This window comes from Spirosoma utsteinense (genome assembly GCF_014282275.1).
GTDB lineage: Bacteria > Bacteroidota > Bacteroidia > Cytophagales > Spirosomataceae > Spirosoma > Spirosoma utsteinense.
Genome location: NZ_VFIA01000005.1, coordinates 110472 through 129166 on the forward strand (window position 1 = coordinate 110472; position 18695 = coordinate 129166).

At 51.3% G+C, this 18695-nt stretch carries 20 protein-coding genes; 13 read left to right on the top strand and 7 right to left on the bottom strand.

Annotated elements, in window-relative coordinates:
* Positions 1-56 precede the first annotated feature (56 nt).
* Entirely contained in the window at positions 57-1535 is a 1479-nt protein-coding gene (locus FH603_RS05420; RefSeq protein WP_186736448.1) for a hypothetical protein, read from the bottom strand.
* A 275-nt stretch (positions 1536-1810) separates the two neighbouring features.
* On the opposite strand from FH603_RS05420, the gene dprA reads away from it, so the two are divergent.
* The gene (gene dprA / locus FH603_RS05425; protein WP_186736449.1) at positions 1811-2920 is read left to right on the top strand and encodes a DNA-processing protein DprA; all 1110 of its coding nucleotides are present in this window, start codon (positions 1811-1813) and stop codon (positions 2918-2920) included.
* Here the strand turns inward: dprA and eutC are convergent.
* A complete protein-coding gene (gene eutC, locus FH603_RS05430; RefSeq protein WP_186736450.1) occupies positions 2853-3650 on the bottom strand; it encodes an ethanolamine ammonia-lyase subunit EutC in 798 nt (265 codons plus the stop codon). The genes dprA and eutC overlap by 68 nt on opposite strands.
* 79 nt (positions 3651-3729) lie before the next feature.
* On the opposite strand from eutC, the gene FH603_RS05435 reads away from it, so the two are divergent.
* Positions 3730-4236, top strand: coding sequence for a GNAT family N-acetyltransferase (locus FH603_RS05435; RefSeq protein ID WP_186736451.1), 507 nt, complete (start codon positions 3730-3732; stop codon positions 4234-4236).
* Positions 4237-4452: 216 nt separating this feature from the next.
* On the opposite strand, the gene FH603_RS05440 is transcribed toward FH603_RS05435, so the two are convergent.
* Complete coding sequence (locus FH603_RS05440; protein ID WP_186736452.1) at positions 4453-5112, bottom strand: ABC transporter ATP-binding protein; 660 nt, start codon at positions 5110-5112, stop codon at positions 4453-4455.
* A 151-nt stretch (positions 5113-5263) separates the two neighbouring features.
* On the opposite strand from FH603_RS05440, the gene sucC reads away from it, so the two are divergent.
* The gene (sucC, locus tag FH603_RS05445) at positions 5264-6496 is read left to right on the top strand and encodes an ADP-forming succinate--CoA ligase subunit beta (protein ID WP_186736453.1); all 1233 of its coding nucleotides are present in this window, start codon (positions 5264-5266) and stop codon (positions 6494-6496) included.
* Between the two features lie 110 nt (positions 6497-6606).
* On the opposite strand, the gene FH603_RS05450 is transcribed toward sucC, so the two are convergent.
* The gene (locus tag FH603_RS05450; RefSeq protein ID WP_186736454.1) at positions 6607-7431 is read right to left on the bottom strand and encodes a M48 family metallopeptidase; all 825 of its coding nucleotides are present in this window, start codon (positions 7429-7431) and stop codon (positions 6607-6609) included.
* A gap of 250 nt (positions 7432-7681) precedes the next feature.
* Between FH603_RS05450 and FH603_RS05455 the strand changes: the two genes are divergently transcribed.
* From FH603_RS05455 to FH603_RS05500, 10 genes are all read left to right on the top strand, one after another.
* Positions 7682-8293 carry a fumarylacetoacetate hydrolase family protein gene (locus tag FH603_RS05455; protein WP_186736455.1) on the top strand — a complete coding sequence of 204 codons (612 nt, stop codon included), beginning with the start codon at positions 7682-7684 and terminating at the stop codon, positions 8291-8293.
* Between the two features lie 143 nt (positions 8294-8436).
* Positions 8437-10446 carry a M23 family metallopeptidase gene (locus FH603_RS05460; RefSeq protein ID WP_186736565.1) on the top strand — a complete coding sequence of 670 codons (2010 nt, stop codon included), beginning with the start codon at positions 8437-8439 and terminating at the stop codon, positions 10444-10446.
* 54 nt (positions 10447-10500) lie between these two features.
* Complete coding sequence (gene bcp, locus FH603_RS05465) at positions 10501-10950, top strand: thioredoxin-dependent thiol peroxidase (RefSeq protein WP_186736456.1); 450 nt, start codon at positions 10501-10503, stop codon at positions 10948-10950.
* A 75-nt stretch (positions 10951-11025) separates the two neighbouring features.
* On the top strand, positions 11026-11883 hold the full coding sequence (locus FH603_RS05470; protein WP_186736457.1) for a transketolase: 858 nt from the start codon (positions 11026-11028) through the stop codon (positions 11881-11883).
* A gap of 48 nt (positions 11884-11931) precedes the next feature.
* The gene (locus tag FH603_RS05475; RefSeq protein ID WP_186736458.1) at positions 11932-12906 is read left to right on the top strand and encodes an AAA family ATPase; all 975 of its coding nucleotides are present in this window, start codon (positions 11932-11934) and stop codon (positions 12904-12906) included.
* Complete coding sequence (locus FH603_RS05480) at positions 12900-13469, top strand: hypothetical protein (protein WP_186736459.1); 570 nt, start codon at positions 12900-12902, stop codon at positions 13467-13469. The genes FH603_RS05475 and FH603_RS05480 overlap by 7 nt, the downstream gene beginning before the upstream one ends.
* Positions 13470-13501: 32 nt before the next feature.
* Entirely contained in the window at positions 13502-14458 is a 957-nt protein-coding gene (locus FH603_RS05485) for a transketolase family protein (RefSeq protein ID WP_186736460.1), read from the top strand.
* Positions 14459-14574: 116 nt separating this feature from the next.
* The gene (locus FH603_RS05490) at positions 14575-15147 is read left to right on the top strand and encodes an RNA polymerase sigma factor (protein ID WP_186736461.1); all 573 of its coding nucleotides are present in this window, start codon (positions 14575-14577) and stop codon (positions 15145-15147) included.
* Between the two features lie 74 nt (positions 15148-15221).
* Positions 15222-15686 carry a hypothetical protein gene (locus FH603_RS05495; protein WP_186736462.1) on the top strand — a complete coding sequence of 155 codons (465 nt, stop codon included), beginning with the start codon at positions 15222-15224 and terminating at the stop codon, positions 15684-15686.
* Between the two features lie 27 nt (positions 15687-15713).
* Positions 15714-16151: a Spy/CpxP family protein refolding chaperone gene (locus tag FH603_RS05500; protein WP_394366370.1), complete on the top strand. Its 438-nt coding sequence runs from the start codon at positions 15714-15716 to the stop codon at positions 16149-16151.
* A gap of 77 nt (positions 16152-16228) precedes the next feature.
* Here the strand turns inward: FH603_RS05500 and FH603_RS05505 are convergent, their stop codons facing one another.
* From FH603_RS05505 to trpF, 3 genes are all read right to left on the bottom strand, one after another.
* On the bottom strand, positions 16229-17272 hold the full coding sequence (locus tag FH603_RS05505; protein ID WP_186736464.1) for a LiaI-LiaF-like domain-containing protein: 1044 nt from the start codon (positions 17270-17272) through the stop codon (positions 16229-16231).
* A gap of 2 nt (positions 17273-17274) precedes the next feature.
* Positions 17275-17763: a PspC domain-containing protein gene (locus FH603_RS05510; RefSeq protein WP_186736465.1), complete on the bottom strand. Its 489-nt coding sequence runs from the start codon at positions 17761-17763 to the stop codon at positions 17275-17277.
* 184 nt (positions 17764-17947) lie between these two features.
* Positions 17948-18586, bottom strand: coding sequence for a phosphoribosylanthranilate isomerase (gene trpF, locus FH603_RS05515; RefSeq protein WP_186736566.1), 639 nt, complete (start codon positions 18584-18586; stop codon positions 17948-17950).
* Positions 18587-18695: the final 109 nt, after the last annotated feature.

The following is an 18695-nucleotide window of genomic DNA, read 5'->3' on the forward strand; positions in this document are numbered from 1 at the left end:
AAAAAGCCTGATCGGAGACCGTTCCGATCAGGCGAGTGTACTATGGACGTCGTTACCTAGCGCGGCAGGCCTTCAATCAGGATAAGTTGACTGGCCTGGTTCTCGCTTTTACGCACAGAACCACCATCAACACCCTTGTACTGATCGCCCCGCCAAGTGTGCGGCTGAATACCGAGCAGAAACGTGTTTGGCCGACCCGTCACATCCGATACGTCGATCATACCGCTGCTTTCCCAGTCACCCAGTTTAGATAAACCACCAACATTGTATTTAGCGGCATCCGGAGCTGTCCGGCGGTGGTCCAGTTCCAGAATTGGGGTTAGCTGCTTCGTTATCAGACTGTATTGATAAACATATCCATCGTGTTTCTCATCACCGTATCCGTTAGGATCTTCCATGATATAGATGTAATCCTTGGTTACACACACGTTATCGGGGTCCTGGAAAGTTTTGGCCGGACCATTCCGATCATCGCCATCCAGCAGCACCTCAAGTTTACCTTTGGTTGGGTCGCTGGCGTCCATGGTCAGTTTGTAGATACGACCGTATTTAGACCGTGAATAATCGGCGTTGGTACCCGAATTGGCTTGTCCCGTTACGGCAAATATTACCTCCCGTCCGTTGGCAGCGCTGCCTTTGCGGTAGTCAACATCTTCCACGCGGCCAAACTTCATTGCCTTCAGTTCGTTGACTTTGGCATTGATCTGAGCGCCGGTGAGGGCTTTGTGGTTATCAATTTTGGCGAACTCTACCGCATAGCTTGTGCCTACCTGCATGTCCCGCTCCCGCTGATTTCCATCGGGAAGTTTCAACATGTATAAGGATCCATTGTCGAGGTCACCAACTGTGTTGGACAGATAAAGAGCCAGTTGACCGCCGTTGACGCCGGAGTCATCGTCGCCAATCAAAATGGCAGTCTTGCCTGGATAGGCGGTTTTTGGCAGCGGAACCGCATTTTCTGCACTCCAGCGCCCCAGCCCGGCTACTTCACGGGAGATCGCGGCCTGTTGTGGATCGGCATCGACTTTCAACGCGTGTGTTCGTGATTCCTCGCCACTTTCTCCGCTCGTCAGAAATACCGGACCGAACCCATGTTCGAGCGGTGTTGCCAGCGTTGCCGAACACAACCGCCACGTGCCTCCATCCGAGTTCAGGATATATTCACCTTTAACGGGCTTGAACGACTTGTCGAGCGTGATCCGGGCAACAGAAAAATTATCTTCGTTGTTTACCAGAATCGAGTAATTGCCGTCTGGGTTCTGGAAAATACCGGTCCCATCGGCCGATCCGCCAAAGACAAAGTTTGGCGATTGCTCCAGCTTATCATCACTGCTCAGCAACGAGTATAGTTTGATCGACTCAGCCCCAAGGCGGCCGCCCGTTGCACCGGGCAGCAGTTTGGCCAGTACGGGCGTTACCGATCGATTTACGAGTGTGACAGCCGGGCTATCGGGAGCCCGATGATCATCGCAGCTAACCGCCAGAAAGAGCGTTAAAAGCGCCGTAGAAGACAGTAAAAGTTTGTTTGCAGGCATTGGAAAACAGGTTGTGTAGGATGTATTGTAAGGACACCACAAAACTACCCTCCGCCTTTTACCTGAATGTGTCCCTCCCGTTACTACTCTACTACCTCTGCCTGATTTATGATAACGAAATCTTCATACACTACACTTGCCTGTCATACGGGTTCTGTTTCCTGGTGGATTTCCTTTACCGGGATACATGAACTGCAGGCACAAATACGCAGGCTACAAGTAGCTTTATAGATAAAAATGTAGATTTGCGATCATTCCGTATTTGCGTACTTACCGTGACCGACAACCAATATCAAATCGCTTTAACGCTCGTTCCGGGCGTGGGGAGCATTCTTATCCGGCAACTGATCAGCTATTGTGGTTCGGCCGAAAACGTCTTCCGTTCACCCATGGCCCGGCTACTGAAAGTACCCGGCATCGGCGAAGTAACAGCTCGTGCTATTCTCAAACCTGACATACTCACCGAAGCGGAGCGGGTAAGCCACCGGCTTGAGAAACTGGGGGCTCAGGCACTTTTTTATACCGATAAACGCTTTCCAACCCGCCTGAAGACCCTGTACGATGCGCCCGCTTTGCTTTACTTCCTGGGTTCGGGCAACCTCAATGCGCCCCGTACGATTGGTCTGGTTGGTACACGGCAGGCTACCGACTACGGCCGTCGCATCACTACCGAGATCATCGAAGCACTGGTCCCTTTTGGCGTTCATATCATCAGCGGGCTTGCTTATGGAATCGACATTGCTGCACACCGGACCAGCCTGGCCAACAATTTACCTACCGTTGGCGTGATGGCGAGCGGGTTAGATGTTATTTATCCAACTATGCACCAGCGAACAGCCAGCGAGATGCTCGTACTCGGCGGCTTACTTACCGAAAGTCAGCCCGGCACCAAGCCCGATGCCCACCTGTTTCCGGCCCGTAACCGTATTATTGCCGGCCTGAGCGATGCCGTTGTGGTGGTCGAAGCGGCTGCCAAAGGGGGGGCGCTGATAACGGCTGAATATGCCAATAACTACCATCGCGACGTGTTTGCCGTACCAGGACAACTCAATCAGGCCTTCTCGGCGGGCTGTAATAAACTTATCCGGGAAAATAAAGCCCAGATCTATACCAGCCCCAAAGACCTGATCGAAGCCCTCAACTGGGATACGTCTGGGGAGCAGGTATCCCGCAGGAACCAACCCCCACCTCTGCCTATCGACGTAACAGAGGACGAAAGCCAGGTACTGGCGCTGCTCCGCCGGTCAACCGATATGCACATTGACGAACTAAGCTGGCAGTCACAGTTGCCTATGGGGCGGCTGGCTTCGCTGCTGCTCAGTCTGGAGTTTCGGGGCTTTGTACGGTCACTACCGGGGAAGAAGTATGCGGTAACGTATACGTAGGCATGTCATCTTTGAGCAGGACGCCCGATAATTGCCGCCGTTTCATTTCAGTCAGCAAATAGGTTATCTTCTGGATAGCAAACGCATGAGACAGCCCGTTGGGACGGATGTTGGATACACAGTTGCGCGACTCATCTGTCAGGCCGGGGCGGGGGCGATAAGTGAGATAAGCACCCATGCTGTCGGGCGACGACAAACCGGGCCGCTCCCCGATCAACACCACCACCAAATCGGCTTTCAGGCTGTGAGCGATCTCGTCGCCAATAGCTACGCGGCCCTGCTCGACCAGACATAGGGGCGCTACCGACCAGTTCAAGGTTGTAGCCTGCTCAACAAGGCCTGTTACAACGGGTAAAGCATACCGATTAATAGCCAGTGCCGATAGCCCATCGGCCACCACGATGCATAGATCAAACCTACTGTGGTAAGCCAGCTGCTGGAGGGTGGTATGAGAAGCTTCACTCAGTTTTCGACCCAGATCAGGCCGTTTAAGATACAGTTGACGATCGACTGCTTCACTATTTATAGGTACAGGCGACGGATGAACCTCATTCAGCTGGTTCAATAGCAGGGCGGTATCGAGCGTCGAATGAACAGCATCCCGGGCTCGGGCATGATCGAGCTGGAACGAAAGTAGAGCCGATGTAGGCAGGCTACGACCCGTGCGCCCTTGCGCAATGCGGGCAGGGGTATGCGTTTTCAAAAAAGCCCAGGGATCGTCATCGTGCATGATTCGGTATGATTAGTCGCTCCCTCCCCACATCAACAGACCGGTATTTCCGTAAATTTAATGCATCAACCGATACATTATGCCACTTACCCTGCAAGTGCTTACCGAAGCCGACCTTGATTACATCACTCAGTCCGAAAACCACCCCGACAATCGGCGTTTCGTTGGCCAGTGGACTCACGAGCAGTATCGGCAGGCCTTAACCAACGCTGACTATCGATGCTTTCTGTTCAGCGTGGATGGCTTGCCGGTAGGTCATTGTATTCTGGCTAATCTACAGGACCCCGATGACGCCATTCAGCTCAAGCGTATTGTTGTTACTACGAAAGGGAAAGGGTATGGACGAGCGTCGTTAACGGAAATTATACGCTATGTCTTCGAAACCCTGGCAGCAAACCGGCTTTGGCTTGATGTCCGTTCCTTCAACAGCCGGGCCGAAACGTTGTATCGATCAGTGGGTTTTGTTTATGAGGGTACTCAACGAAAGGCATCAAAAATAGACGATGTCTATTATGATCTGAATCTGTACGGTATGCTGCGGAGCGAGACGATGCCGGAACACCAGGAGGAGAACCTGGAAATGTGAACAGTTGAAAAACAAAAAAGCCAAGCGAGACACTCTCTTGGCTTTCTGATTTACTCAACGTTATGAAAAACTTTTCTTTTCGATACAATGATATAACAAAAAACTGAAAATTTGATTCTTTAGCCTAAAAAAAATTCATTGACCTACCTAACCCACTGGCATACAACAAACAAGAAAAATTCGAGGACAAATTTCTGCAAAAAAACATAAGTAAATTTACTTAACGATTACTCCATCCCGAATGGTTACTGTTCTATCGGCTAAGGCGGCTAATGCTTCATTATGTGTGACGATAATAAAGGTCTGCCCTAGCTCATCGCGAAGTCGAAAAAAGAGCTGATGGAGTTCTTCGGCATTATGCGAATCAAGATTTCCGCTGGGTTCGTCAGCAAATACAATAGCGGGGTCATTGATAAGCGCCCGTGCTACGGCCGTCCGTTGCTGCTCGCCCCCCGACAGTTGGGATGGCAGGTTGTTCAGCCGATCGGCCAGACCAAGCGTGGTCAATAGCGACTCAGCACGCTCCCGAACAGCCCGCTCGTCTTTACCGGCAATGAACCCCGGCAGACAGACATTCTCCAGCGCGCTGAATTCAGGCAGCAGATTATTAAACTGAAATACAAATCCAATTTTCTCATTCCGAAACCGGGCCAGTTGTCGGTCGCTCAGGGCAAATACGTTCTGTCCGGCAATATGCAGTTCGCCGGAGTCGGGCCGGTCGAGCGTGCCCAGAATCTGAAGTAAGGTTGTTTTTCCCGCACCCGACGCCCCAACGATGGACACGACCTCACCCGACTCAATGGTTAGATCTATGCCTTTTAGAACAGAGAAATTGCCGTAGTTCCGGCGCAGATTAGTGGTTTGAAGCAGGAGCATTTGAAAAAATGATGAATGATAAATGATGAATGGCAGATGGCAGATGGCGATATCCCTGGATATCATTCCTCATTCATCGTTCATCATTCATCATTTAGTGGTAATTTGCCGCGCAAAAGTACGATTTACAACACTCCTTGTTGCAGTTGCCATGAATATACACGAGTATCAGGGTAAAGAAATTCTGAAGAAATACGGCGTCCGGATTCAGGAAGGGATCGTGGCCGAGTCTCCCGAGAAGGCCGTTGAAGCGGCTAAGCAGATCATGGCCCAAACCGGCTCCAAATACGTAGTCGTGAAATCACAGATTCACGCTGGCGGACGGGGAAAAGGTAAGATCGTTGGATCGGAACAGCGGGGCGTAGCCCTGGCAAAATCGGTAGATGAGGTCCGCGATATCACCAAAAACCTGATCGGTAACGTATTGGTCACGCACCAGACGGGTCCTGAAGGTAAGAAAGTGAGCAAAGTGCTGGTAGCGCAGGACGTCTTTTATCCGGGAGCATCGGAGCCAAAAGAGATGTATGTCGGTATTCTGCTTGACCGCAACATAGGCTGCAACGTGATCATGGCCAGTACCGAAGGTGGTATGGACATTGAAGAAGTGGCAGCCAATACCCCTGAAAAGATCGTCAAGGAATGGATCGATCCGGCGGTTGGTTTGCAACCCTTCCAGGCCCGCAAAGTGGCGTTCGGACTGGGAATGCAAGGCGAAGCTTTTAAAGAAATGGTGAAATTTGTGACCTCTCTTTATAAAGCATACGTCGACATCGACGCATCGATGTTCGAAATCAACCCCGTCCTGAAAACATCGGACAACAAAATCCTGGCTGTCGATGCTAAAGTAAATCTGGACGATAACGCGTTGTATCGCCACCCGGATCTGGCCAACCTGCGTGACCTGGCGGAGGAAGATCCACTCGAGGTAGAAGCGTCATCCAATGACCTCAACTATGTCAAGCTCGACGGCAACGTAGGTTGTATGGTAAACGGAGCCGGTCTGGCCATGGCTACCATGGATATCATCAAACTGTCGGGTGGCGAACCAGCTAACTTCCTCGATGTTGGGGGTGGAGCCAATGCCAAAACGGTTGAAGCGGGTTTCCGTATCATCCTGAAAGACCCGAACGTTAAAGCGATTCTGATCAACATTTTCGGTGGTATCGTTCGTTGCGACCGTGTCGCCACTGGCGTTGTCGAAGCCTACAAAGCCATCGGCGACATTCCAATTCCGATCATTGTGCGGCTTCAGGGCACCAATGCTGAAGAAGGTGCCCGTATCATCGATGAATCGGGGCTGAAAGTTTTCTCGGCTGTATTATTAAAAGAAGCAGCTGAGAAAGTAAAACAGGTACTGCAAGGCACTGCCGGTACGGCGGCCTAACCATATAAGCCTGAGCAATGAAACAGGTGCCAGTTACGCCTGCTTCATTGCTCAAATTGAAACACAAAAAAGCCGAAGCATGCTTCGGCTTTTTTGTGTTTCAGCAAACGTTAACCGCGTTTGTAATACTTCATGGCTTCGGGCAAGAGCGACTGGAGATCCTTGATACGCCGTTCATCGGATGGGTGAGTTGACAGAAACTCGGGAGGCTTGCTGCCGCCACCACCAGCCTTTGCCATGCGACCCCAGAAACTGATTGCTTCCTGTGGATTGTAGCCAGCCATAGCCATGAAGATCAGGCCAAGCCGGTCCGCTTCCGATTCCTGCTTACGGCTGTGGGGCAGTGCCCGGCCAACCTGATAAGCTACGGGCAAAGCCGCCCCTACCGATTGCAGCAGGAGTGAGTTCACCTGACTACGGCTGTTCTGAGCGGCCGTACCCGTAATGATCTGACCACCCTGCAACAGGCCATTGGCCAGCAGCCCTTCGCTCATTCGTTCGTTACCGTGTTCGGCAATGGCGTGCGAAATTTCGTGGCCCATAACCGCAGCGGCACCGGCTTCGTTCTGCGTGTAGGGCAGGATACCCGTGTAAAAAGCCACTTTGCCACCGGGCATACACCAGGCATTGACCTGTGGACTTTGAATCAGGTTAAACTCCCACTGGAAGCCTTCCAGGCGGCTACCCAGGTTGTTGGCGTTCAGGTATTGCTCCATGGCCTGACGCAGGCGGTTTCCAACGCGCTGCACCATCTGCGCATCACCGCTGGTTCGAACAACGCTACTGGTGTCCAGAACGCCTTTGTAGTTAGAGAAGCTGAGCGGTAGCAACTCTGAATTGGAAACTAGCTTAAGCTGACTACGACCCGTTAGGGGTACTTTCTGACAGCCAATAGTAAGGCCGGTCAGTACCATAGCAATCATTACTCTTTTCATCGGTACATGTGTTTATGATGAATGGTTATTCCAACGTATAATGACGTGGAACCATCCTCGTTTGTTCAAATTTTTACGAATAGGCGCGGTCACGCTTCGTTTAGTCCTTAGATTTGTGCCATTCCGAATAGTTTAAACGCCGTTGTGCGGGACCATTGGTACACAGCTCACGCGCACAACCTACTACAGTCAGCCAGTTTCCCTCCGTCCGGGTTTCCCTGAACCGCGGTCAACTGTCTGCATTACTATTATGAAAATCATTTGTGTTGGTCGCAATTACGTAGAACATATCAAGGAACTCAATAACGAGCAACCTGAGGACCCCGTTATCTTCCTGAAACCGGAAACAGCCATTCCGCTGAAAAATGACCCTTTCTTCTACCCGGACTTTTCTAAAGACGTCCACTACGAAGTCGAAATACTTGTTAAGATCAACCGCGTTGGCAAGAACATCGAGGAGAAATTTGCCCATAAATATTATGACGAGCTTGGCATCGGCATTGATTTCACGGCCCGAGACTTACAGAGCAAACTAAAGGCAAAAGGGTTACCCTGGGAACTGGCCAAAGGATTTAACGGCTCCGCACCCATATCGGGCTTCGTTCCTAAAAGTGATTTTGCCGACCTGCACAATATCAACTTCAGCCTGAATGTCAATGGCGAAACCCGGCAGCAGGGAAATACAAGCCTGATGCTGTTCAAAATCGATTACCTGATCTCATTCGTTTCGCGGTACTTTCTCCTGCAGCAGGGAGATATTCTGTTTACAGGGACGCCAAAAGGTGTTGGGCCCGTACAACCTGGGGACCGGCTGACAGCCTATATCGAGGACCGCCCAATGCTGGAACTCGACGTTAAGTAAAAAATAGACCGTGTAACCGTTATCAGTCATCAGTGAGTAAGAAACAATTGGTTTTTGGATGGTCAGTCTGGCTGATTGGTTTAGGGGTGGCCTGGGGACAGCAGTCGACTAAGTTGCCTGCTGAAACGAGCCAGGCCGGTCAAATGTCACAAACGGGGTATATACGACCCGGTACCATTCAGGCGGGCTATTTTTTGTTTCCCATCATGCCGGGCAGCGCCAATTCATTATCGGGTGGATTGGGTGATTTACGGCCTAACCACTTTCATGCAGGGCTGGACATACGCACCGGGGGGCGCGAAGGAGTGGACGTTCATGCGGCTGCCGACGGCTACATCGCCCGAATTGCCGTGTTCACCGGTGGATATGGAAACGTCGTTTTTATTAAGCATCCCAACGGCTTAACAACCGTGTATGGGCATCTTAAGACGCTGAAAGACACGCTTGGCACCTACCTTCGCGAACAGCAATACGCCCGTAAAACCTTTGAGATCGATTTACGGCCTGAGCCGGGTCAGTTTCCGGTCAAGCAGGGCGATGTCATTGCCGCATCGGGTAACACAGGTGGGTCGGGTGGGCCACACCTGCACTTCGAAGTACGCGATGCCAAAGACAACCTCATTAACCCCCTGCTCTACGGCTTTTCGGAAATCCGTGACGAAGTCCCTCCCTACTTCGAGCGTATTGCATTGAAAACGATGACGCCCACGTCGCGTATCAACGGAGAATACCAACGCGTCAGTTATGTTCCGGTAAGACGGAGCGATGGGACCTATACGATTACGAAACCCATTACAGCATCCGGGCTGGTGGGTATGGAAGTACTGGCCTACGACAAAACCACCGGTTCACCCTACCGTAACGGGATCAGTTGCCTGGAAATCCGGCTCGATGGCCGGGAGGTGTTTGCCTACAACATGAACAGCTTTCCCAATGAGCAGACGCGGTTCATGAACGTACACGAGAATTACGAAGTGGAGCAGATGACCGGTCAACGCTACCACCGGGCTTACATCGCCGATGGCAACATACTGAATATCTACAAGTTACAAAGCAATGCAACCTATAAAGGGCGATTGCCGCTCCTCGACGGCCAGCCACACGAAGTGACACTGACGCTTTACGATGCGGCCGATCATGCCACCCGGCTAACCTTTACGCTCCTGCCCGAAACGACCGCATCTACCCGAATGGATGCCGTAACGGAGATGCCAGCCGACTATAATCCCGATGCCGATACGGAGCAGGTTGCTTCCACCCTCTCTACCGCAGCAGCGCCGGTCGTTGGCGTGCCAACTGCTACGATTACAACAGACGAGAATGTGTTGAAACTAGCGGTCAAAAATGTTTCGACGACGAACCCACCAGTTGCCAAACTTTTTACCGGGCGTACATTCACAGAACAACCAGCTAGTTACGTCCTTGCTAACCAAGCCGTTTATCTAATCGATTTGCGCCAGTCCCTGCCTGATTCAGTGCAGTTTGGCCGGGGTATCGTGCGCACTAATTTCAGGAAACGCATTATACCCGGCCGGGCAGACGTTTTTACTGAGGGCACCACCCGGCTGGAATTTAGTCCACGAACCTTGTTCGATACGCTGCATCTGTCCATGCGGCCAGTGGTGGGGGGCGGTCTGGAAATTAATCAGCCGACTATTCCGCTTAACGACTACCTGACCATTCAATACGTGCCGAACTACCCGATTGCCATCGACACGATGCGAACCAAAGCTTACTGGACCAGCGGAGGACGGGAGAGTTTTCTGGGGGGTACCTGGACTAAAGGGCGTATTCAGTTTAAAACACGCTCATTGGGCCGGTTCCAGCTGCTGACGGATGCAACCCCGCCAACGATCAACATCATGACGGCGACGCCAAATGGGATAACGGCTAAAATCCGGGATGATCTGTCGGGCATTGCCGAATTTCGGGCGCTGGTCGATGGCGAATGGGTATTGATGCAATACGACTACAAACGGGCACTGTTGTGGTCAGATAAGCTCGACGCGACCGAACCCTTTGAGGAAGGAGCTACCGTTCTCGTGCAGGTGAAAGACCGGTCGGGCAACATTGGCTCCGACAGTACAACCATTGAGGCTCCGCGTCCAGTGATTCGTCGACGGGCCGCACCGGCGCGTAAGCGGAAACGATGAACCCTAAATTGATCCGGTAGTTTATACCTGTAAGTGTCCTTAATATCCATCACTATGAGCGTAGCCATTGGCGACCCCGCCCCCGATTTCAGTAGCACCGACCAGCAGGGAAAACCGGTGAAGTTGTCGGATTACCGGGGCAAAAAAGTAGTCCTCTACTTCTACCCCAAAGATGACACCCCGGGTTGTACGGCTCAGGCCTGTAGTTTGCGCGACAACCATGCCAACTTGCGGGACGCGGGTTACGAGGTATTGGGGGTAAGTACAGACGACCAGAAATCACACCAGAAGTTCGCTACGAAATATGACCTGCCTTTTACGCTCGTCGCCGACACAGACAAGTCAATTGTTGAGGCCTACGGGATGTGGCAGGAAAAGTCGATGTATGGCCGAAGCTATATGGGTACTGTTCGCACCACGTTCATCATCGACGCAAACGGCATCATCACCGACATTATTGGCAAGGTGGATACCAAAAAACACGCAGAACAGATTTTGAAATAGGGTAACACGACCATCAGGTCCGCTTTTTTATCTAATACCAATCAATAGCTGCAGACTGGAAAGCTGCATAACAGTATGGAAATCCAAGAATTAGAAGGTATTGCTACCGCCGTACGGCGCGACATTCTCCGCATGGTTGCGGCAGTTAACTCGGGCCACCCCGGCGGATCACTCGGCTGCACAGACTTATTGGTCGCGCTTTATTTCGATATCATGCGCCGGAAGAAAGACGAAGCCGGTAACGCTATTTTCGACATGAACGGCCACGATGAAGATCTGTTCTTCCTCTCGAACGGGCATATTTCTCCCGTCTTCTATTCGGTGCTGGCGCGCTCCGGTTATTTTCCCGTTGCTGAGCTGGCTACGTTCCGTAAGCTCGACAGCCGGTTACAGGGTCACCCCGCCACGGCAGAGCACATCCCCGGCGTTCGCATCGCTTCGGGATCGCTAGGCCAGGGTCTGTCGGTAGCGGCTGGTGCTGCTTATGCCAAAAAACTCAACGGCGACGACAAGCACGTCTATGTTCTGATGGGTGATGGCGAACAGCAGGAAGGCCAGGTTTGGGAAGCCGCCCAGTTTGCACCTAACAAGAAGCTGGGTAACCTGACGGCCATCATCGACTTCAACCACGCTCAGATCGACGGCACTACCGACGACGTGAACAGCAACCGCGATCTAGGGGCCAAGTACCGTGCGTTCGGCTGGTTTGTCGACGAGATGCAAGGCAACGACATTGCCGAAGTAATCCGCACGCTCCGCAAAGCACAGGAAAACCCGGATGTACCCACGATGATTCTGATGCACACCGAGATGGGCTTCGGCGTCGAATACATGGTTGGCAATTACAAGTGGCACGGTACAGCCCCTAACGCCGACCAGCTCCAGCAGGCCCTGAACGGTCTGCCACTGACCATTGGCGTTACCGATTATTGATCGTAACCTGTAGAGACGCAATCCCTTGCGTCTCTACACCACGAACCCATGAAAATCAAACGCCTGGTCATCGAAAATTTCAAGTCCATTGAGCGGATCGAGCTTGTTGAGCCCCGTCCGTTCACGGTCTTTGTTGGCCCTAACGGGTCAGGCAAATCGAATATTTTCGAGGCTTTGGAGTTTGTGAATGTTAATGCCAGAGCCAAAACTTTAGCCGAGAGCTTATTTGGAGGTAGGGGTTCTTTTATTAATAGAAACTCATCTAGTGATAGAGTGAATGTTACTACTGAGTTTGATACTTCTCTCGTGTTCCTTTCGTGGGATGATAAAATGGGCGGCTATAATGTAAAAGTGCGATATGATGATTCAAAACTTACTGACTATTTCACAAACAGTCAGCCATCTCACCATCAGTTCATTATCAACTTTCTACATCTCTTCATAGGGAACGAAAAACGTCAAAAGCTAAACTTCAAAGATAACAATCAACTAACGTTCTCAGGCAACAATCTTGAGAACGTCCTGAAGCGCATCTTGACGAATCAGCAATTAAGAAGTGAAATCTTCGAGTGGCTGGAGCTATTTGTACCTGAGTTCAAAGCCGTTGAAGTTGATGATCGCGATGAGTTACATTGGTTCGAGCAGTCTTCGCCTAACTACTTCACCAAAGACATGATCTCTGATGGTACGTATAACATTCTGGCGCTGCTGACGGCTGTTTACCAGAGCGATGACAAGCCACAGTTTTTGTGCATAGAAGAGCCGGAGAACGGACTTCACCCACAGGTAGCGGGTGAACTGGTTGATTTTTTTCGAATCATGTGCGAGGAACGCGGCCACTACATCTGGCTGAATACGCATTCGCAGTCGATGGCCATGCGCGTCAAACCAGAAGAATTTGTCATCGTCGAAAAAAAGCAAGGCGCCACCACGACGCGACAGTTCAGCGAGGGCGATTTTTCGGGTATGCGAACCGATGAAGCCTGGCTTACCAACGCACTAAACGGAGGACTGGCATGGTAGACGTTGGTTTTATTTGCGAAGGAGATACGGAAGTCAAAATCGTTAAATCTGGTGCGTTTCAAAAGCTGCTGGCTGAGTCAGCTTTACAATGCGTTTCACCCATCGAAGATGCGGACGGCAACGGTAACCTGTTGCCCCATAACATTCGGGAAAAACGTGTGACGCTTACGAAAGCTGGCGCTCGAACGATTTTTGTCTTAACGGATCTCGACAACGACGCATCGGTCAGTGACGCCCGACAACGAATTGGCGAGCACTCGGACCAGTGTATCGTTGTAGCGGTTCGTGAAGCCGAGGCCTGGTTTCTGGCGGATTCAGCTACGCTGAGTGCGCTGCTGGGTAAGCCCATTTATGTTGATTATCCAGAACAGGAATTAAAACCGTTCGAGACGATCAGGCGTTTATTTTTGGCACAAACAGGGCGCGGTGTTGGCACAAAACCCATTCTGGCCCGGCGAATGCTTAAGTACGGTTTCACCATCGAAAACGCGGCCCGGCACCCAAACTGCCCCAGTGCCAATTATTTTTTAACCAAATTGCAAACCCTCGCTTCGGCGAACTAACAGACGCAAAAGATTGCGTTTCTACATAGTTTATGAAAAAATACGAATACACCGAAAAGAAAGATACCCGCTCGGGTTTCGGCGCGGGCATTGCAGAGCTGGGACGCTCTAACCCCAATGTGATCGCCCTCACCGCCGACCTGGCCGGATCGCTGAAACTCGAAACGTTCATCAAAGAAAATCCCGAGCGCTTCATTCAGTGCGGCATTGCCGAAGCCAACATGATTGGTGTATCGGCGGGGCTGACCATTGGCGGAAAAATCCCCTTCGCTACTACGTTTGCTAACTTCGCTACGGGTCGGGTTTATGACCAGATTCGGCAGTCGGTAGCTTATTCGAACAAAAATGTTAAAATATGCGCTTCCCATGCGGGTGTAACGCTGGGCGAAGATGGCGCTACGCACCAGATCCTGGAGGATTTGGGCATGATGAAAATGCTGCCTAACATGACCGTTATCAATCCCTGCGATTATAACCAGACCAAGGCCGCTACCATCGCCATTGCCGCTTACGAAGGGCCCGTTTATCTTCGGTTTGGCCGGCCTGTGATTCCGGTCTTTACCCCTGCCGACCAGACGTTCGAGATTGGCAAAGCCTGGCACGTTAACGAAGGGTCGGATGTATCGATCTTCTGCACAGGTCACCTGGTTTGGGAATCGATCAAAGCGGGCGAGATCCTGGCTGCGGAAGGCATCGAAGCGGATATCATCAATATTCACACGATCAAACCCCTCGATGAGGAAGCTATTCTGGCGTCGATCAGAAAAACGGGCTGCGCCGTATCGGCCGAAGAGCATATGTTCAACGGCGGCTTAGGCGACAGCGTGGCGCAGGTTTTGGCCCGCAATTTCCCCGCCCCGCTGGAATACGTTGGCGTTCATGATACCTTTGGTGAAAGCGGTACGCCCGACGAGCTGATGAAGAAATATGGACTCACTGCCGATAAGATCGTTGAGCAGGTGAAAAAAGTAATGGCCAGAAAACAGTAGAGAAAGCAACCCCCTGCGTCTCGGGCTCTGGTGCATTCATACTACATCCGGTCAGAAGACGCTTCAATTGCTAATGCCTGTGAGACGCGAAGGGTCGCGTCTCTACCTGTAAACGAATGACTGACGCAGAACTCCTCGCTAAATACCGCGATCCGTCGAGCCGGAATTATGCCTTTAATCTGCTGGTACGTCAGTACCAGCAGAAAATTTATTGGCATATCCGTAAGATGGTTATCGATCACGACGACGCCGATGATTTGGTGCAGGAAACGTTTATAAAAGTGTGGAACAGCCTGGAACAGTTTCGGGGTGATAGTCAGTTATATACCTGGATATACCGGATTGCTACAAACGAATGCCTGAACTTCCTGAGCAAGAAGCGTCGACGGTTTTTCCTGCCCATTGGCGATGTGGAAGGTGAGTTGATGGAAAAGCTGGAAAGTAATTCCGATTTCGTCACCTCGGGGGGCGAGTTGAGCGGGGAGCAGATACAGATGAAGCTACAAAAAGCCCTGCTGAAGCTACCCGATAAACAACGGCTGGTCTTTAACATGAAATACTTCGACGACATGAAGTACGAAGAGATTTCGGAGATCACGGGTACATCGGTAGGTGCGTTGAAAGCGTCATATCACCTCGCCGTTAAAAAAATCGAGGATTATCTGACAAAAACAGACACAACTGATTAAACCCCAGTCCTCCTGGGCTGTCCAATTCCAAACGACGTAAACAACAAATCGTGTGACTTGTACACACATACCTAATGGATACGAATAATCCCTTCCGGCTTGACGAATTACCACCTGAACACCCACTTCGGCAACAGCCGTTTACGGTGCCCGATGGCTACTTCGATCAGTTACCATCCCGCGTACAGGCCCGTGTTGCGCGTCGGTCTAAACCAGCGTTCTCAATCAGCTGGTCGTGGCAACGAACGGTGACCTCGCTGGCAGGGGCTAGTCTTATCGCTGTATTGGTCTGGCAAACGCTGCCCCAACGTCAGGAGTCGCTGGGTCGCGAGGCATTGACGGGAGTGAGTGATGACGTCATCGCAGCGTATCTGGACGATCAGGGTATCGATGCAAACGAACTGGCCGACAGTCAGCAGTTGCATTCGTCGCTGGGCAACGATACGACTGCAATTCAATACCTGAATGTTAAACCGGCCGACATTCAGACATTGATTGACGAACAGACGGCACTGGAACTTCAAAATACAGGCTCCTGAATTTTTAGCATGGTTAATTTTACTGCAATGAAACACGTATGGATTGGCTGGCTGATTGTGTTGACCCTGACGGCTCACGCAGCCAGGGCACAGAATGATGTGAACGGTCGCCAGAAGATTGAATCGGCTAAAATTGGTATGATTACCAACCGGCTCAACCTCACGACCGATCAGGCTCCGCAGTTTTGGGCCATTTACAATGAATACAACGGAAAGAAGCAGGAGTTGAACCGACGGGTTAGGCAGCTTAATAACGAGTCTCCCCGAAGCAACGTGAACGATGATCAGTTGCTGAACGGCCTGCGTGAAGTAAATGCGACCAAACAGAAATTAGCCGACCTCGACAATGAGTACATGAGTCGGTTTCTGAAGGTTATTACACCAGCTCAGCTGGCAGAGTTATACAAGACCGAACAGGTGTTCAACAAAATGCTGCTCCAGCGATTGAACAACCAGAATAAGTAATTTACCACTAAGCCGGGCGGGGTTGGCTGCCATCGTAATGTTACGATGGCAGCCAACCCCGCCCGGCTTAGTGATGTTTAGTACCGTACTACCTTGAAACGGGAGATACCCCCGTCGAAGCGAATAGTCATTTTCTTAGCCGCACTGTCGTAGTTAGGGCTAACAAACTCCCCCCCGCCAACGTCGGTAAAATCGTCCAGTTGCTCCAGGTTCAGGGCACCATCTTTCTTGATTCGGCAACCTACCTCCTTAGGCACCCGTACGGTAACCGAAGCAGCCCCAACGTCGAGCTTTACATCCGACATGTCGGCCCTGGCACCTAATTTCAAATCAAGATCGGCAGCGCCGGCAGCCAGTTTCAAACTCCGGACAGCATAGGCACTTACGTCCAGATCACCCTGCCCTGCTCCAAGTGCCACATCCATAGTCCAGGTAGGCTTGGCGTTCAAATGAACATCGACGCGATTCTCGAATTTACCATCCGTCAGATCAACGTTCTGATTCTCTTCGGTTGGTTTGAGTTCAATCGTCGGGATGTGTGTTGTTGCATCCCGGTCGACCGACATAGAGTAGCTGCCTACATTTTGTTTGGTATCGGCCTTGATAAGTTCTGACGTTGGATCGCTGATGGTGAACCGACCCGCTCCGCCCGACAATTTCAGGACGGCTTCCCGGGTATCGTCGGTCATCGACTCCGAAAACGTATTGGACTGCAACGTTTCAGTAACCCGGCGCCGGCGTTCCGATCGGTACGCTTCATCCTTGTTATCGTCGTCGCTGTTTTCGTCGTCGCTGTCATTATCGCTATCGTTGTTGTTGTCGTCATTATCATCATCGTCGTCGTGGCTCCAGCGCATACCAAAGTTATCGCGGTCATGGGTGAAGAAACCAAACAGGGTAGTCGGGACGGCTACAGCCAGCATGATGGTTGTAACGAAGGCAGCCGCACTCCCCCGCCGTTCCAGGATGATATTGATACCGGCCAGGATAAGCAGCACTGGCCATAGATCCACCAGCGAGTGCCAGTCAACGTCCAGCCAGCCAGCCCGCCGGGCCAGAAACAACACCCCGAACGTCAGCAGGAATATGCCCCAGAATAAACCATTATTTCGGCGTTGCATGATTAAAGCGGGTTATTGGGATTGTTGAGATCCGATGGGTTGTTCATGTTATTATTCTGATCGTAGGGAGGCTTAATCCGATCCCGGAAGATCAGCCACAACCCGATGGCAATCAGGATAAACGGCCAGAGATCACCGAAGTCAATATCGAAATAACGATCGATGAGGAACATGACGCCAAGCAGAATCAGGATGGCTCCGCCGATGAGTCCCCGGTCGGGTGATGCAGGTTGATTGGGGTTGTATGGATTCATAGAAAAAATTGGGTTTGAATACACGGTTAGTTGGTTGACAGAAGCCCCGAAGGGTTGCTTTGGCATGGCAATCCACAAGATAGCGTAAATCAGCAGCGCCGGAAAACCGGGTAGTGGAATGCCGATCAGAAAAAGTAGACGCACCACCGTGCGGTTCAATCCGAAGTACTGGGCTAAGCCCGCACATACGCCCCCAACCATTGCTTCGTCGGAGATACGTTCCAGTCGTTTATTCATGGCCTTGTTTGCCGGATCGCCGGCCCGTTAAAACCGTAACAAACGTAGCAGGTTGTCCAATTCGGTGGAAATAGAACTGGACAGATGGACGCGGCTATTGATGGAAGTGTGTTTTCAATGATAGTAGGTTATACACAGTAGCGAAATAGGGGCTAACTAGTGGCCTACCTTAGCCACCTACTCCTTACTCTTCCACCTCGATGGCTTCCAGCACATCCATCAGCTCCCCAAATTCCTTGTTACCCGGTTGTTCTTCATTACCACCACTGAGCGCAATCCCCTGCACGGGTAGGTCGGTTAGCAGTTCATGAACGTTGTTGGCGGAAATTCCGGTACCGAGCAAAACCGGGTAACGGCCGGCCAGCCGCTGGAGAACCGCTTTAAGATCAGTGTCGAGATGAAGCGGGCCATTACTTTCGAGCAAGATGTACTCGGCTCCGGCTGAACCCGTTTTAAACAGGGTTTCTAGTTGGTCGAGGGTCAGTTGTGATAGATCGACGCGTAGAATGAGTCGAAGTCCATCAGGACGGTTACCAAACGTACTCAGGTACGGTAGCATCGCTCCTTCATCGACCTGTAACAGATCGGGCTGGTAGGCATCAAGCAATTGTTCGATGATGCCGACATCGGTCGACGTCGTTTCGCCAACGATCAGCACACCGGCTACCCACGAACGCATTTCCGCAAAGGTGGCGGGCGCTACATAATTTGCGGAATCGGCATCCATTGAAAAGCCAAGCATATCGACGCCCATTCCGGCACAGTAGCGGGCATCACTCAGATTCGTAACGTTAGATATTTTGACAAGGGTTTTCAGGGCCATGGTTGCAGGTACCGGTCTGTTAGTAACAATGATCAGGATACAAAATAGAGAGGTGAAGGTACGGGTAAGCCACCAATTGTAGGACGTTTCCAGGTTAAACCCCTGTTCA